Genomic DNA, 14,153 nt, shown 5'->3' with positions numbered 1-14,153 from the left:
GACTCCCCCGCCGCCCGGGTCTCACGTGTCCAGGTAGCGGAGGACCGCCAGGACGCGGCGGCTGTAGTCGGGGTCGCGGGGCAGGTCGAGCTTCTCCACTATGGCGTTGACGTGCTTCTCGACCGTGCTGAGTGAGACGTGCAGGCGCTCGGCGATGGCCGCGTTCACGAAGCCCTGGGCGAGGTGGCGCAGCACCTCGCCCTCACGCGGGCCCAGCCTGCTCAGCGGATCGGCGTGGGTGGTGCGGGCCAGGAGCTGCCGCACCACCTCGGGATCGAACGCGGTGCCGCCCGCGCGTACGCGTTCGAGCGAGTCGAGGAAGTCGGCCACCTCCGAGACCCGGTCCTTGAGCAGGTAGCCGAGGCCGCGCGTGGAGCCGGCCAGGAGCCTGGCCGCGTAGTGCTGCTCGACGTACTGGGACAGGACGAGCACGCCGACGCCGGGATGGCGCTCGCGGATCTCCAGGGCCGCCCGCAGGCCCTCGTCCTTGTGGCCGGGCGGCATGCGTACGTCGATCACGGCCACCTCGGGGCGGTGGCGCTCGACGGCGGCGAGCAGCGCGGGAGCGTCGCCGACGGCCTCGACGACCTCGTGGCCGGCGTCGTCGAGCAGGCGGGTGAGCCCTTCGCGCAGCAGCACGGAGTCGTCGGCCAGGATCACGCGCACGGGCCCGCCTCCGCCCCGGCCCCGCCGGGCCGCGTCTCCGCCGCCATGTGCCCGGACCGCGTCTCCGGCGCCATGAGCCCGGGCCGTGGCTCCGCCGCCGCGGACGCCGCGCCGGGGGAGCCTCCGGGTGGGGTCTTCGGGAGCAGGGCGGCGATCTTGGTGGGGCCGCCCGGCGGGCTGTGCACGGTGAACTCACCGTCGAGCGCCAGGACGCGCCGGGCCAGCCCCGACAGCCCGCCGCCCGAGGGGTCCGCCCCGCCCGCGCCGTCGTCTGAGATCGCCACGCCCACCGCCCGCTCGTCCTCCGTCAACACGACCAGGATGTCACGCGCCCCGGCATGCTTGATCGCGTTGGTGATCGCCTCGCGGGCGACGAAGTAGAGCGCGGTCTCGACCTCGGACACGGGCCGCTCGGCCAGCCCGTAGTGCACGGTCACCGGCACGCTCGAGCGTTCCGCGACGCCGGCGAGCGCGGCGCGCAGCCCCAGTTCGTCGAGCGCGGTCGGGTAGATGCGCCAGGCCACGCTGCGCAGCTCGTCGAGCAGCTGCCGCGACTCGCTGTACGCCTGGGCGACCAGCTCGCCGGTCCGCTCCGGGTCAGGGCTGTGCCGGGCGCGGCCGAGCAGCATGGCGAGCGCGACACCGCGCTGCTGCACGCCGTCGTGGAGGTCGCGTTCGATCCTGCGCCGCTCGTCGTCGACGGCTTTGACGATGCCGGAGCGGGTGGCGGTCAGCTCGGCGATCCGCCGGCGCATCAGCTCGTGGCTGCCGGGGCCGAGGAAACGGTCGGCCAGCCGCCGTTCGAGCGATCCGACGGCCAGGGCCATGAGGGCGACCAGGGCGAGCAGCACGACGCCGCCGGTCAGGCCGAGCACGCCGCTGCTGGTGACGATCTTCACGCCGGGCAGGTTCACGGGCACCGGCTCCGCCCGTCCCCATGCGAGGTCCCACAGGCCGCCGAGCAGGAGGAGCCCGCCGAGGAAGAGGCCCGCCGCGCACCCGTACCCGCCGACGACCCCGAGGGCGGCGCGCGCGACGAGGAAGCCGTAACCGCCGTCCTGCCGCGTCGTCTCGTGCCCGAGCCACCTGGACAGCCTGGCCCTCTCCAGCGCCATCAGCCTGTCCAGCCCGCGCGCGGCGGCGGGCCTGGCCGCGGGGACCAGGTACGCGGGCCACGCCACACACAGGAAGACCAGCTCGACGAGGCCGAGAGCCATCCCGAGGACGACTCCGGCCAGCACCCGGGCCGCTCTGTTGCCTGACACGGGCGTGAAGTCTAGGCGTGACTCCCTCGTCATGCGCACGGCTCTAGGCGTCCCGGTGGCGCAGCACAGCGTGGCCCGCCGCCAAGGCGGCAGCCGTCCAGGCGACGAGCCAGGCCAGCCCCTCCCCCGCCGGATACGGGATCGGCCCGCCGGTCAGGTTGTCCACGCTGCCCATGAAGGCCAGCCCGGCGAACATCGGCATCCGCAGCGACGCGTCCAGCGCGACCTGGCTCCCGGTCATCAGCAGCATCAGCGGCAGACCCATGAGCAGCATGAACACCACGGTCAGCGTGCCCGCCGCGCTGCGCATCGCGGCGCCGACGCCGAGCGTCATCACCGACACCAGCGCGAAGAACACCCCCACTCCGAGCAGGTCGGTCACGACCTCGCCGACGGGCAGCACGACGAGCCCGCCGAACAGGTCGCCGGACAGCACGACGTGGACGGCCGCCGTCGCCACCGCTCCCGACAGCACGCCCGCCGCGGCCATCACCGGCGCCACCACCAGCGCCTTCGCCGCCAGCACCATCCCCCGGACGGGTGTGGCCTGCAACGTCACCCGGATGCTGCCGGACGAGTACTCCGAGGTGATCGCCAGCATCGCCGACGCCACCAGCGCGAACTGGACGAACGACGTCGCCGACACCACCGGCTCGCTCGCCGTCACCCGCACCCAGGTCCGGCCTGCACGCAGGGCTTCGGTGGCGGCGGCTCCGCCGAGCATGAGCGCTGTCATGACCATGAGCGCCGCCGCGCCGGCCAGGCACCACCACGTGGACCTGACCGACCACAGCTTCGCCCACTCGGCCCCGATCGCCTGCCGCAACGTCCTCATGATCCCGCCCCGTACTCGACGCTTCCCGCCGTCAGCTCCTGGTAGGCCTGTTCGAGCGAGGCCTGTCTGGTCCGCAGCTCGTGCAGCCGGATCCCGGCCTCGTGCGCCAGGTCGCCGACCGTTTCGAGGGCTGCGCCGGTGGCCTCGAGCTCGTTCTCGCCGTGCCGCTCCACCGCGATCCCCGCGGCGCGCAGCCGTGCCGCGAGATCTCCGGCGTGCGGAGTGCGGACGAGCACGGACGTCAGGGAGCTGCCCGCGATGACCTCGGAGAGGGGCGCGTCCACGATGAGGCGGCCCTTGCCGATCACGACGAGGTGGTCGGCGGTGAGCTGCATCTCGGTCATGAGGTGGCTGGAGACGAACACCGTCCTGCCCTCCCCGGCCAGCGATCGCATGAGCCCGCGCACCCAGCGCACCCCGTCCGGGTCGAGCCCGTTGACCGGCTCGTCGAACATCAGCACCTCGGGGTCCCCCAGCAGCGCCGCCGCGATCCCGAGCCGCTGGCTCATGCCGAGCGACAGCGCCCCGGCCCGCTTGCGCGCCGCCCCGGCCATGCCGACCTTCTCCAGGACCTCGCTGACGCGCCGCCGGGGGATGCCGTTGGCGCGGGCCAGCGCCAGCAGGTGCGCGTGGCCGCTGCGCCCCGGGTGGAGGGCGCGGGCGTCGAGGAGCGCGCCGACCACGCGGAGCGGGTTCCTGATCTGGTGGTACGGCAGCCCGCCGACCAGCGCCGTGCCCGCGGTGGGCCGGTCGAGGCCGAGGATCAGGCGCATCGTGGTCGATTTGCCCGCCCCGTTCGGGCCGAGGAATCCGGTCACCACGCCCGGTCTCAGCTCCAGCGTCAGGTCGTCGACCGCCAGGCGGTCGCCGTACCTCTTGCTCAAACCGTTCAGACTGATCACGCCGCCCCACGCTAGGCAGCCCTCGGCCCGGCGGGTATGGGGGCGAGCCGCCGACTTCGATGGCGGGAAACCGCTATGCCGGGCGGACGGCTCGCATCGCGGCGTCGCGGGTGAGCGCGGCGCCGCTCGCGTACGCCGAGTCGAACGCCGCGTCGCCCAGCGCCGCCCGCGCCCGCTCCGCGGGCCGCAGCAGGTTGCCGAACCCGCTGCGGTCCTCAGCCCCGAGCAGCGCGGTGGCGGCCCCCAGCACGTACGCCGCCCGCGCCGGCTCGTCGTCGGCCAGTGCGGCGGCCCGCACGTGCGCGGCGGCGGCCATGATCGGCAGGTCGGCCAGTTCCATCGCCGCGTCGAGCAGCGGCCCGGCACTCGACGGGTCGCCGTCGAGCAGCGCGGCCATCGCCCGGTAGCAGGCGGCCCAGGCGCGTACGTCGGAAGGACACGAGGGATCCTCGATCGCCCGCAGCTCGCGCCGCGCCTCCTCCAGGACACCGCTCCTGAGCAGCACCTCGGCGTGCGCCAGCCGGACGTACTCGACGCCCTCCCGCCGCCGCATCCGCTCCACGCAGTCCCAGGACGCGTCGATGTACGACCGGGCCCGGTCGTGCTCGCCCGACCGCGCGTACGAGATCGCGATCTTCGCCAGGATGGCGGCCTGGTCCTCCACGACGCCCAGCTCGCCGGCCAGGCGCAGGGCCCGCGACCGCGCCTCGATCGAGCCGCTGAGGTCGCCCCTGCGGTCGTGGTGCTCGGCCAGCACGCGCAGCGCCGAGGACAGCGCCCACCGGTCGCCGAGGTCCTCCAGCTCCTGCCGCGACTCGTCGATGAGGGTGAACGCCCTGGTGAGGTCCCCCTCGCTCTCGGCCGCCATGGACTGCGTCATCAGCGTCAGCGCGCGTTCCCACCCGGTGAGGCCCGGGAGCAGGCGTTCGGCGGACCGGGCGGCCGCCGCCTGGTCGCCCACCAGCACCGGCGCGAGGAGCAGCAGCACGTGGGCGGGGTGGCCGAGCCGCTCGCGCAGCTCCAGCCCGGCGCGGACCGCCTCCCTGGCCGTCTCCGTGGCGCCGAGTTGCTGGTGGACGAGCCCGTGGAGGGCGAGCCGCACGGGCCGCAGCGCGTCCGGCACCTCAGCCGGCAGGCCGAGCACGGCGTGCGTCCAGTGGACGCTCTCGATCCGCATGCCCTGCATGAGCCAGAACCACCAGACGGCCACCGCCACCCGCACGCCCAGCTCCGCGTCCCCCGTCTCGGCCGCGAACCGCAGCGCCGCCACGATGTTGTCGTGCTCGGCTCGCAGCCTGGCCATCCAGCGCAGCTGGTCGGGGCCGCGCAGCTCCGGGTCGGCCGTCTCGGCGAGCCGCAGGAAGTAGCGGGCGTGGCCGTCCCGCACGGCCCTGTCCCGGCCGGACTCCGCCAGCCGGGCCATCCCGTACGACCTGACCGTCTCCTGCATGCGGTGACGCTCGCCGGACAGCTCGACCAGGGACTTGTCCACCAGCCCCGTGAGGGCGTCGAGCGGGTCGCGCCCGCTGACCGCCTCCAGCGCGTCGAGCGTGGCCCCGCCCGCGAACGCCGCGAGCACCATGGCCAGCTCCCGCTCCTCGCCGGACAGCAGGCCCCAGCTCCAGTCGACGACCGCCTGCAGGGTGCGGTGCCGGGGCAGAGCCGTACGGCTGCCGCTGCTGAGCAGCCGGAAGCGGTCGTCGAGCTTGGCCGCGATCTGCTCGACGCTCAGGGCGCGCATCCTGGCGGCCGCCAGCTCGATGGCCAGCGGCATGCCGTCGAGCCGCCGGCAGATCTCGACGACCGCGCCGGCGGTGGTGTCGTCCACGATGAAGTCGGGGCGTACCGACGCGGCTCGTTCGGCGAAGAGCCGTACCGCCGAGTACTCGCGGACGTCGCGGGCCGTGCCGGCGGGCCACTCCAGCGGCGGTATGGGGTGGAGGCTCTCCCCGCCGATGGCCAGGGACTCCCGGCTGGTGGCGAGGATGCGCAGGTCAGGGCAGGCGCCCAGGAGCCGCTCCGCCAGCTCGGCGGCGGCCGACACGACGTGCTCGCAGTTGTCGAGCACGAGCAGCGCGCTCTGCCGGGCGAACACCTCCGCCAGCCGGCCGGTGGCGTCGCCCTCGGACCAGGTGCCGTCCCTGGCTCCGATCGCTGTCAGCACCGCGTTGGCGACGTCGTGGGGGTCGGTGACGGACGCCAGCTCGGCCAGCCAGACGCCGTCGGGCGCCAGGTCGGCGGAGCGCGCGGCGGCCTCGACGGCGAGCCTGGTCTTGCCCGCGCCCCCCGGGCCGACGACGGTGACGAGCCTGCCGGTCTCCAGGGCCTTGGCGAGCTGGGCCAGCTCCTGCTCGCGGCCGACGAAGCTGGTCACCTGGGCGCGCAGGTTCGTCCTGTGGGCGCGGCGGCGGTCCTGGTGCTGCGGGTCGTGCCGGAGTATCGCCATGTGAAGCTCGGCCAGCTCGGCGGACGGATCGACGCCGAGCTCCTCCGACAGCGTGTGCCGGGTGCGTTCGTAGGCGTCGAGGGCGTCCGCCTGCCTGCCCGCCGCGTACAGGGCGCGCATGAGCAGCCCCTGCAGGCGTTCGCGCAGCGGGTGCGCGGCGGCCAGCGGCCCCAGCTCCGCCAGCACGTCGTTGCCCGCCCCCAGCTCGAGCTCGAGCCGGTCTTCCGCGGCCGACAGCCGCAGCTCGTTCAGCCGGACGGCGGCGTTGTCGGCGAACGGCAGCCCGGCCAGGTCGGCCAGCGCGGGCCCCCGCCACAGGGCCTCCGCCTGGCGGAGCGCGGCGAGCCCGCCCGCGCTCACCAGCCGCTCGAACCGGCTGACGTCCACGTCGTCGGGGCCGACCGTGAGCCGGTAGCCGGCCGGATGCGACTCGATCGCGGCGTGCCCGATCAGCCGCCGGGTCCTGGAGACGAGCGACTGCAGGGCGTTGGCGGCGCCCGCCGGCGGGTGCTCGCCCCAGATCGCGTCGGTGAGCGCGTCGAGCGGCACGACCCGGCCCGGCTCCAGCGCCAGCCTGGCCATCAGCGCGCACAACCTGGCGCCGGAGATCTCGATCGGGCGGCCCTCGCCGTCACGGGCCTCGAACGGGCCCAGCAACATCACACGCACGGCTCCAAGCTTCCCATTCACCGCATCCCGCTCCAACCGGGCGCAGGGACGGGCGGGGGTCAGGTGCCGAAGACGGTCCTGGCCAGGTCGTACGACTGCCCGGCCACGTCCTCCTCCGCCAGCCGGAACGCCTCGACGAGGGCGTCCGCCAGCGCCTGCGAGCCCAGCCGCATCGCGCGGGGGTCGATGTGCAGCCCGGCCAGCGAGCCGGTGTGCCTGAGCTCGACGACGACCTGCCCGCCGGCGCTCTCGCCGCGCCCCCTCGTCTCCTCCAGCAGGCGGCTCACCTCCTCGAAGCGAGCCGTCTGCGCCGCCATCTCGGCCAGAGCACGATCGATCTCGGGGTCACCGGTATGTGGTGTCGTCATGGTCGTTCCTCGCTGACTCAGCGCTTGAAGATGAAGGCTCTGGGCGCGTGCGCCAGCGCCGAGCGGAGTGCGCCCTGCGTCGTCAGCGAGCCACTGGCGACGAGGGGGTAGACGGTCGCAGCCGACAGGGTGCGGCGGAAGAACTTGCCCGCCGGTCCCGAGCCCAGCAGCGTCTCGGTGACCTTCGTGGCGGGGAAGAACCGGCGCACGTCGCTCAGGGCCTTGATGCCGCCGTTGTAGGCCATCTCGGCGGCGAAGTGCTTGCCCGCGTACTCCCAGAGGTTGCCCATCGGCTGTCCGGTGGCCGCGGAGCTGCCGGCGTGCACGCCGGTCTTGAGCACGGTCCACAGGACGGAGTCCGCCAGCGCGTCGAGCCCCTCCCTGACGAAGTAGTTGCCGACGCGGCGCTTGCCCATCCGCCTCTCGAGGATCACCTTGGTGATCTTCTGGAAGAGCGTGCGCTCCAGCCTGGCCCTGGCCACCAGGCAATTGAACGCCTTCTCGGCCGCGACCCTGGCCGCCGGGTAGACGAAGCCGAACATCATCGTGAACGCCATGGCGGCGAGCAGCGTGCCGATTCTCCAGAGCTGTTCGCGGTGCTCCTCCACGGCGTCGGCGTACTCCTCGCAGCCCGCCGCCAGGTCCAGCAGCTCCTCCTGGAGCGCGGCGTAGCGGGGGGCGAGCTCCTTGGGCCACACGTCCGCGAACCGGTCCACGGAGCGGCTGTCGTTCGCCTTGCGGGCCTCGGCGACGCCGATGTCGGTGTGGTGGGCGACCTTCCCGATGGACGCGGCCAGCGCGCGCAGCGCCTTGGCACGGTCCCGGAGGTTGCTCGTGTCGGCCACCGGCACATGAACCTGCGCGAACCAGGCCAGCGCCTGGAAGGGGTCGAACATCAGGCACCTTCCGTGAGCGGCGGGATCTGCGGGATCGGCGGCGCGGGCAGGTCGGGGATCTCGGGCAGCGTGTTGATGATCTGCTGCTCCAGGAAGTCCCAGAGCTTCTCCAGGTCGCGGAAGTTCCCCGCCGAGCTGAAGTTCTTGTCGGCGATGCGCTTCATGGCGTCGGTGAGCGAGTCGTAGCCGTCGCTGTACCACTCGGCGAACGCGCGCCCGTCGTCGTCCCCGCCGACCAGGTCGGAGGTGGTGGCGAGCGAGGTGGACGCGCGGTGGAGCGCTACAACGTCGTCGCCGGTCCGGTCGAAGAGCCTGGCCAGGCCACGGATCGAGGTCCAGTCGATCTGGACCCGGTCGGTGGGGTTGGGGGTGGGTTGCGGGTCTGGGGACGGGCGGGGGTACGGGTATGGCGCAGGAGGAGCCGACCACGTCGGCGAAGGCGAAGGAGTGCTTGGCCAGGTCGGCGTCGGAGTGCCCGGCCACGTCGGGGTCGGGCTCGGAGGCTCCGTCGGGGACGGACTTGGAGGCTCCGTAGGCGTGGGGCTCGGAGGCTCTGTAGGCGTGGGGCTCGGAGGCTCTGTAGGAGTCGGGCTCGGAGGCTCCGTCGGAGTCGGGCTCGGGGGCTCCGTCGGCGTGGGGGTCGGGGTCGGAGAGTCCGTCGGGCTCGGGGTGGTTGTTGGGCTGGGCTCACCAGATGAATCAGCCATCAACCCTCCAATCACAACAAACAGACATGATCAGCAACATCGCGACAGTAACGTGGACAAATTTCCCAATTGTTAATTCATTGCTACGGGTGGTTCATCCACGAGGGCGTGGCCTTGAGAAGCTCGCCGAGTTCGTCGAGCGGCTCCCCCTCGACGGCCCCCGCCCGCGCCAGGTCCTCGACGCGCTCGCACAGCTCGGCCTCCCGTACGGCCCCGACGGTCGCGCAACTGCCCTTGAGCCGGTGCGCGAGCGAGGCCACCAGCGGCGCGTCACCGGCCTGCACCGCCTGCCGCAGCTCCTCGAACGTCCGCCCGGCGGTGGCCAGGTACGCCTCCGCCACGTCCGCGAGCGCCTCCGGCGACAGGCCCGCCAGCTCGGGCGGGAGGCCCGCGTACGACGCCCACTCCGGGATCCTGGCCAGCACGCGCCCCCAGTCCACCGGCTTGGCCAGGTGGTCGTCCATCCCGGCCTCCAGGCAGCGGATCCGGTCGTCCGGCATCGCCGCCGCGGTCATCGCGATGATCGGGGTGTGCGTGTCCTCGCGCCGCCTGATCTCCTCGGTCGCGGCCAGACCGTCGAGCACGGGCAGCTGGCAGTCCATGAAGACCAGGTCGTAGCCGCCGCCCAGCACGGCGCGCACGGCCTGCTCGCCGTCGTCCACCACCTCGACCTCGTGGCCGGCCTGACGCAGCACGAGCATCGCCACCTGGCGGCTGACCTCGTCGTCCTCCGCCACCAGGATCCGGGCGCCCTGCGCCGCGGTCTCCGCTCGTTCGCGCAGTTCCCCCGAGCACTCAGCGGTGCCCAGGGCGTTCTCCACGGCGGCGAGGAGGCGGCGGCGGCTGAGCGGCCGGGTGATCGACTGCACGGCGCGCTCCCCCGCGGCGCCCGGCCAGGCGAAGCCCGCGCGACCCGGCGTGACGACCACGACCACGCTGGTGGCCTGGAAGAGCGGGTCGGTGAGGATCACGTGCGCGATCGACTCGGCGTCGGCGCCGAGGTCGAGGGCGACCACCGCCAGCTCGTACGGCCGCCCGCCCTCGGCCGCGGCCCGCAGCAGCTCGAGGGCGGAGTCCGTGGTCTCCTCCACGTCCAGCCCCGCGCCCGCCAGCGCCCGCACGGCCAGCGCGCGGTCCTCGGGGCGCGGGTCGGCAACGAGCGCGCGCCGCCCCTGCAAGGCCTCGACCGACGGCTCCGACCAGGTCAGGACGTCCATCGGCAGCCGCACCCAGAACCGGCTGCCGACGCCCTCCACGCTGTCCAGCCCGATCTCCCCGCCCATGAGCTCGGTGAGCTGCCGGCCGATGGCCAGCCCCAGGCCGCTGCCGCCGGTCCTGCGCGTGATCGGCGAGTCGACCTGGCGGAAGACCCCGAACACCTTCTCTCTGTCGTCGGGACCGACCCCGATGCCGGTGTCGGCCACCGCGAACCTGAGCACCGCCCGCGACTCGCCCGGCGCGCCCTCGTCGAGAGTGACGTGCAGGTCGACGCCGCCCTGGACGGTGAACTTCAGCGCGTTGCCCACCAGGTTGGTGAGGATCTGGCGCAGCCGCGCCGGATCGCCCGACACCTGCCGCGGCACGTCCTCGTCGAGCCGCAGCGTGAGCCAGAGCCCCTGCTCATAGGCGTGCGGCGCGAACGGCGCCACCACCTCGTCGCAGAGCCTGGGCAGGTCGAACGGCACCTCGTCCACCTGCAGATGGCCCGCCTCGATCCTGGACAGATCGAGGAAGTCGTCGAGCAGGCGCAGCACGTTCTGGGCCGACTCCTGGGCGGTGGTGGCGTAGTGGCGCTGCTCGTCGTCCAGCCGGGTGCCCATGAGCAGGGAGTTCATGCCGAGCACGCCGTTGATCGGGGTGCGGATCTCGTGGCTGATCTTGGCCAGGAACTCGGACTTCGCGCTGGAGGCGCTGACCGCCTCGTCCCTGGCGGCGGCCAGCTCGGACGCGTACCTGGCCAGCGTGGCCTGCGCCCGGCGGCGGCCGCGCGTCGTGTGGATCTGCAGGCCCAGGCCGATGAGGATGAGCAGCGCCAGCAGCGCCGCGACGGTCAGCACGTTCGCCCTGAGCTGCTCGGCGGAGGCCAGCGCCTCCGCGGCGGACACCTCGGCGGTGACCGTCCAGCCGATGCCGGGGATCGGCTCCGAGGCCGACAGCACGGTGCCGTCGATGCCGCGGAACTCGCCGCTCCAGGAGCGGCCGGCGAGCGCGGCGTCCACGCGCGGGTCCTCGCGCAGGGAGGTGAGCGCGAGCAGCTTCCTGTCGGGGTCGGCGACGAGCACACCGGCCCGATCGGTGATCAGCAGCTGGATCTCCTGCGCCTCGGCGGCCTCCTTGGCGAACTCCTGGATGGCGTCCAGGCTGTAGACGACGGCGAGGATGCCGAGCATGCGCTTGCCGTCGGCGCTGGGGATCGGCGCGGCCACCGCGACGGCCCTGGACACGCCGACCATCGTGGGCGTGTAGGCCTGGGAGACGTGAGCCGCCCGCCGGTCGCGCACCGCGCCGAACCAGTCGGTGGCGCTGATGTCCTGGGGCAGCACGGTCTTGGGCTCCGCGCCGAGCATGCGCCCTTCTGACGAGACCAGGATCAGCCCGCTGACGCCGTCACGCAGCCGCTTGAGCTCGCCGAGATGGTCGCTCATGGCGGCGGCGGCGGCGTGCGCCACCGTGTCGCGCATGCTCGGGCGCTGCGCGAACGCGGTGACGAGCTTTTCCAGCGAGCCCATCTGCTGCTCGACCACGACCCGGCTCACCGAGGCGGTCGTCTTGACCCGGTCGGTGACCTCGTCGCTGACGGCATTCTCCGACAGTGAGATGCTGGAGGAGGTCAGCAGCGCAAGGGGCAGCAGGCCGAGCACCACCCACAGGGCTGTCACCGCGAGCAGCCATCTCACCGGCGTCCGTCCTTCCCCTGTCCGCTCGGGTACAGGGTAGGAGGGAACGGGCACGGGCGGCGGGTCTCGGTGAGCAGAACGCACAAAACTTGACCTTTTGTAACAAAACCCGCTTAAGCTCACCCTGATTCGTCATAACTGGACCTGGACGAGGAGCTGGCGATGCCTGAGACCCGGGACATCACCGTTCTCATCGTGGACGACGATCCGGTCGTCACCGCGGCACTGCACGCGCAGGTGAACAGGGTACTCGGGTTCAGGGTCGTGGGGATCGCGCACACCGGTCAGGCCGCGCTCGCCGCCGCCGGCCGCTTCGCGCCCCGGCTGGTCCTGCTCGACCTGCACCTGCCGGACATGCCGGGGCTCGAGGTGGCGCACCGGCTGCGCCGCCCCGAACAGCCGCCCGCCGACGTCATCGTGATCTCAGGACGCAAGGAGTCGGCCACGGTACGCGCGGCCATGCAGCGCGGCGCCCTGTACTACCTGGTCAAGCCGACCAGGGCGGGCACGCTCGAGCAGACGCTGCTGCGCTACGCGGCCACCGCCGAGCAGCTCGAGGCGGGCGGGCGGCTGGTCGAGCAGCAGGAGATCGACCGCATCTTCCGCTCGCTCCACCTCGACCAGGGCTCCCGGCCCAAGAGCATCTCGGCGGCCACCGAGCAACTGGTGCTCGACGCGCTCTCCGCCGTCGAAGAGGACGCCTCGGCGCACGAGCTGGCCGGCATGATCGGCGTCAGCCGCGCCACCGCCCGCCGCTACCTGGAGCATCTCGCCGAGCGCGGCCTGCTCGAGGCGCGGCCCAAGTACGGTCCGACCGGACGCCCGCAGCATCGGTACCGCGTCCGGTGAGCACGCTCAGGGTGCTGCTCGCCGTGCTGCTCTGCCTCCTGCCGGCGGGCTGCGGCGACGGCAATCCCTTCCCCGAGGGCTCCACGATGTGGCGGATCAGGGAGCGCGGCATCCTCACGGTGGGCATCAAGTTCGACCAGCCGATGTTCGGCTTCAAGGACCCGGCCAGCGGGCGGATCACCGGGTTCGACGCGGAGATGGCCAGGCTCATCGCGAAGGACCTCACCGGCAGCGAGCGCAACATCCGGTTCGTGGAGACGGTCTCGCGCGAGCGCGAGAACTTCATCAGCCAGGGCGTGGTGGACCTCGTCATCGCCACGTACTCGATCACGCCGGCCCGCGCCCAGCTGGTCAGCTTCACCGACCCGTACTACTACGCCGGGCAGGACCTGCTGGTCAGGGCCGCCGACACCACCATCGAGGGCGTGTGGGACCTGGACGGCAAGAGCGTGTGCACGGCGAAGGGCTCCACGTCCAGCGAGCGGCTGAGCTCCCAGGCGCCCGGCGCCACCCTGGAGATCGTCGACGGCTACAGCGTGTGCGTGCCCGCGCTCATGGCCGGGCGGGTCGACGCGATCAGCACCGACGACACCATCCTGCTCGGCCTGCTGGACCAGCATCCGGACCTGTTCCGGCTGGTGCGCAAGCCGTTCGGGCGCGAGCCGTACGGGATGGGCGTGCGCAAGCAGGACACCGGCTTCCGCGACTACCTCAACGGGCTGATCAGCGGCTGGCTGCGCGACGGGCAGTGGGACCGCGCCTTCAAGGACACCATCGGCGTCTCCGGCGCGACGCCTGATCAATCTCGCCCCGCCAATCGCTGAGCAGAAAGCGCACAAGCCTTTCGGTGACACATGCGGCTCCTACGGTTACGCCAACGCTGACCGAGACAAGGAGCGTGACGCATGACTCACGCGGACCTGATCGTGCTGGACCAGGTCAACAAGCGCTTCGGCGACCACCACGTGCTCAGGGACGTCAACCTGACCGTCAAACAGGGCGAGGTCGTGGTGATCATCGGCCCGTCCGGAGCGGGCAAGTCCACCCTGTGCCGGGCGATCAACCGGCTGGAGACCATCGACTCCGGCACGATCACCCTGGACGGGACGCCGCTGCCCGCTGAGGGCCGGGCGCTCGCCAAGCTCCGCGCCGAGGTGGGCATGGTCTTCCAGTCCTTCAACCTCTTCGCGCACAAGACCGTCCTGGACAACGTCGTCCTCGGGCAGGTCCACGTGCTGAAGCGGCCGAGGGCGGAGGCCGAGCGCAAGGCCCAGGAGCTGCTCGACCGGGTCGGCATCGGCGGCCAGGCGGCCAAGTTCCCCGCCCAGCTGTCCGGCGGGCAGCAGCAGCGGGTGGCCATCGCACGCGCGCTGGCCATGGACCCGAAGGCGATCCTCTTCGACGAGCCCACCTCGGCGCTCGACCCGGAGATGGTCAACGAGGTGCTCGACGTCATGACCTCGCTCGCCCGCGACGGCATGACCATGGTCGTCGTCACCCACGAGATGGGCTTCGCCCGGCGCGCGGCAGACCGGGTCGTCTTCATGGCCGAAGGCGAGATCGTCGAGCAGAACACCCCCGACGCGTTCTTCGGCTCCCCGAGCAGCGAGCGCGCCCAGTCCTTCCTCGCCAAGATCCTCACCCACTAAGGAG

At 72.7% G+C, this 14,153-nt stretch carries 12 protein-coding genes; 3 read left to right on the top strand and 9 right to left on the bottom strand.

What is annotated here, in order from left to right; genetic code table 11:
* Positions 1–21 precede the first annotated feature (21 nt).
* The 9 genes from ACIBVN_RS27625 to ACIBVN_RS27585 form a co-directional block, all read right to left on the bottom strand.
* Positions 22–666 carry a response regulator gene (locus ACIBVN_RS27625; protein ID WP_397141099.1) on the bottom strand — a complete coding sequence of 215 codons (645 nt, stop codon included), beginning with the start codon at positions 664–666 and terminating at the stop codon, positions 22–24.
* Complete coding sequence (locus ACIBVN_RS27620) at positions 657–1,931, bottom strand: sensor histidine kinase (RefSeq protein ID WP_397141097.1); 1,275 nt, start codon at positions 1,929–1,931, stop codon at positions 657–659. Before ACIBVN_RS27620 ends, ACIBVN_RS27625 begins: the two co-directional genes overlap by 10 nt.
* Before the next feature lie 43 nt (positions 1,932–1,974).
* Positions 1,975–2,766 carry an ABC transporter permease gene (locus ACIBVN_RS27615; protein ID WP_397141095.1) on the bottom strand — a complete coding sequence of 264 codons (792 nt, stop codon included), beginning with the start codon at positions 2,764–2,766 and terminating at the stop codon, positions 1,975–1,977.
* Positions 2,763–3,668: an ATP-binding cassette domain-containing protein gene (locus ACIBVN_RS27610; protein WP_397141093.1), complete on the bottom strand. Its 906-nt coding sequence runs from the start codon at positions 3,666–3,668 to the stop codon at positions 2,763–2,765. Before ACIBVN_RS27610 ends, ACIBVN_RS27615 begins: the two co-directional genes overlap by 4 nt.
* A 73-nt stretch (positions 3,669–3,741) precedes the next feature.
* Positions 3,742–6,774 (bottom strand): BTAD domain-containing putative transcriptional regulator, encoded by a 3,033-nt coding sequence (locus tag ACIBVN_RS27605; protein ID WP_397141353.1) that lies wholly within the window; start codon positions 6,772–6,774, stop codon positions 3,742–3,744.
* A gap of 68 nt (positions 6,775–6,842) precedes the next feature.
* Complete coding sequence (locus ACIBVN_RS27600; RefSeq protein ID WP_397141091.1) at positions 6,843–7,151, bottom strand: YbaB/EbfC family nucleoid-associated protein; 309 nt, start codon at positions 7,149–7,151, stop codon at positions 6,843–6,845.
* Positions 7,152–7,168: 17 nt separating this feature from the next.
* Positions 7,169–8,047, bottom strand: coding sequence for a hypothetical protein (locus tag ACIBVN_RS27595; RefSeq protein WP_397141089.1), 879 nt, complete (start codon positions 8,045–8,047; stop codon positions 7,169–7,171).
* Complete coding sequence (locus ACIBVN_RS27590) at positions 8,047–8,754, bottom strand: hypothetical protein (RefSeq protein WP_397141087.1); 708 nt, start codon at positions 8,752–8,754, stop codon at positions 8,047–8,049. The genes ACIBVN_RS27595 and ACIBVN_RS27590 overlap by 1 nt, the downstream gene beginning before the upstream one ends.
* Positions 8,755–8,837: 83 nt before the next feature.
* Positions 8,838–11,651, bottom strand: coding sequence for a response regulator (locus ACIBVN_RS27585; protein WP_397141085.1), 2,814 nt, complete (start codon positions 11,649–11,651; stop codon positions 8,838–8,840).
* A 162-nt stretch (positions 11,652–11,813) separates the two neighbouring features.
* Here ACIBVN_RS27585 and ACIBVN_RS27580 point away from each other — a divergent pair, with 162 nt between their 5' ends.
* From ACIBVN_RS27580 to ACIBVN_RS27570, 3 genes are all read left to right on the top strand, one after another.
* Entirely contained in the window at positions 11,814–12,500 is a 687-nt protein-coding gene (locus tag ACIBVN_RS27580) for a response regulator (RefSeq protein WP_349458035.1), read from the top strand.
* Positions 12,497–13,324: a glutamate ABC transporter substrate-binding protein gene (locus ACIBVN_RS27575; RefSeq protein WP_397141082.1), complete on the top strand. Its 828-nt coding sequence runs from the start codon at positions 12,497–12,499 to the stop codon at positions 13,322–13,324. Before ACIBVN_RS27580 ends, ACIBVN_RS27575 begins: the two co-directional genes overlap by 4 nt.
* A gap of 81 nt (positions 13,325–13,405) precedes the next feature.
* Positions 13,406–14,149: an amino acid ABC transporter ATP-binding protein gene (locus tag ACIBVN_RS27570; RefSeq protein ID WP_397141080.1), complete on the top strand. Its 744-nt coding sequence runs from the start codon at positions 13,406–13,408 to the stop codon at positions 14,147–14,149.
* Positions 14,150–14,153: the final 4 nt, after the last annotated feature.

The organism is Nonomuraea sp. NPDC049400 (assembly GCF_044466425.1).
In the GTDB taxonomy this organism is placed as follows: domain Bacteria; phylum Actinomycetota; class Actinomycetes; order Streptosporangiales; family Streptosporangiaceae; genus Nonomuraea.
This window is presented reverse-complemented; position numbering and strand designations above follow the sequence as displayed.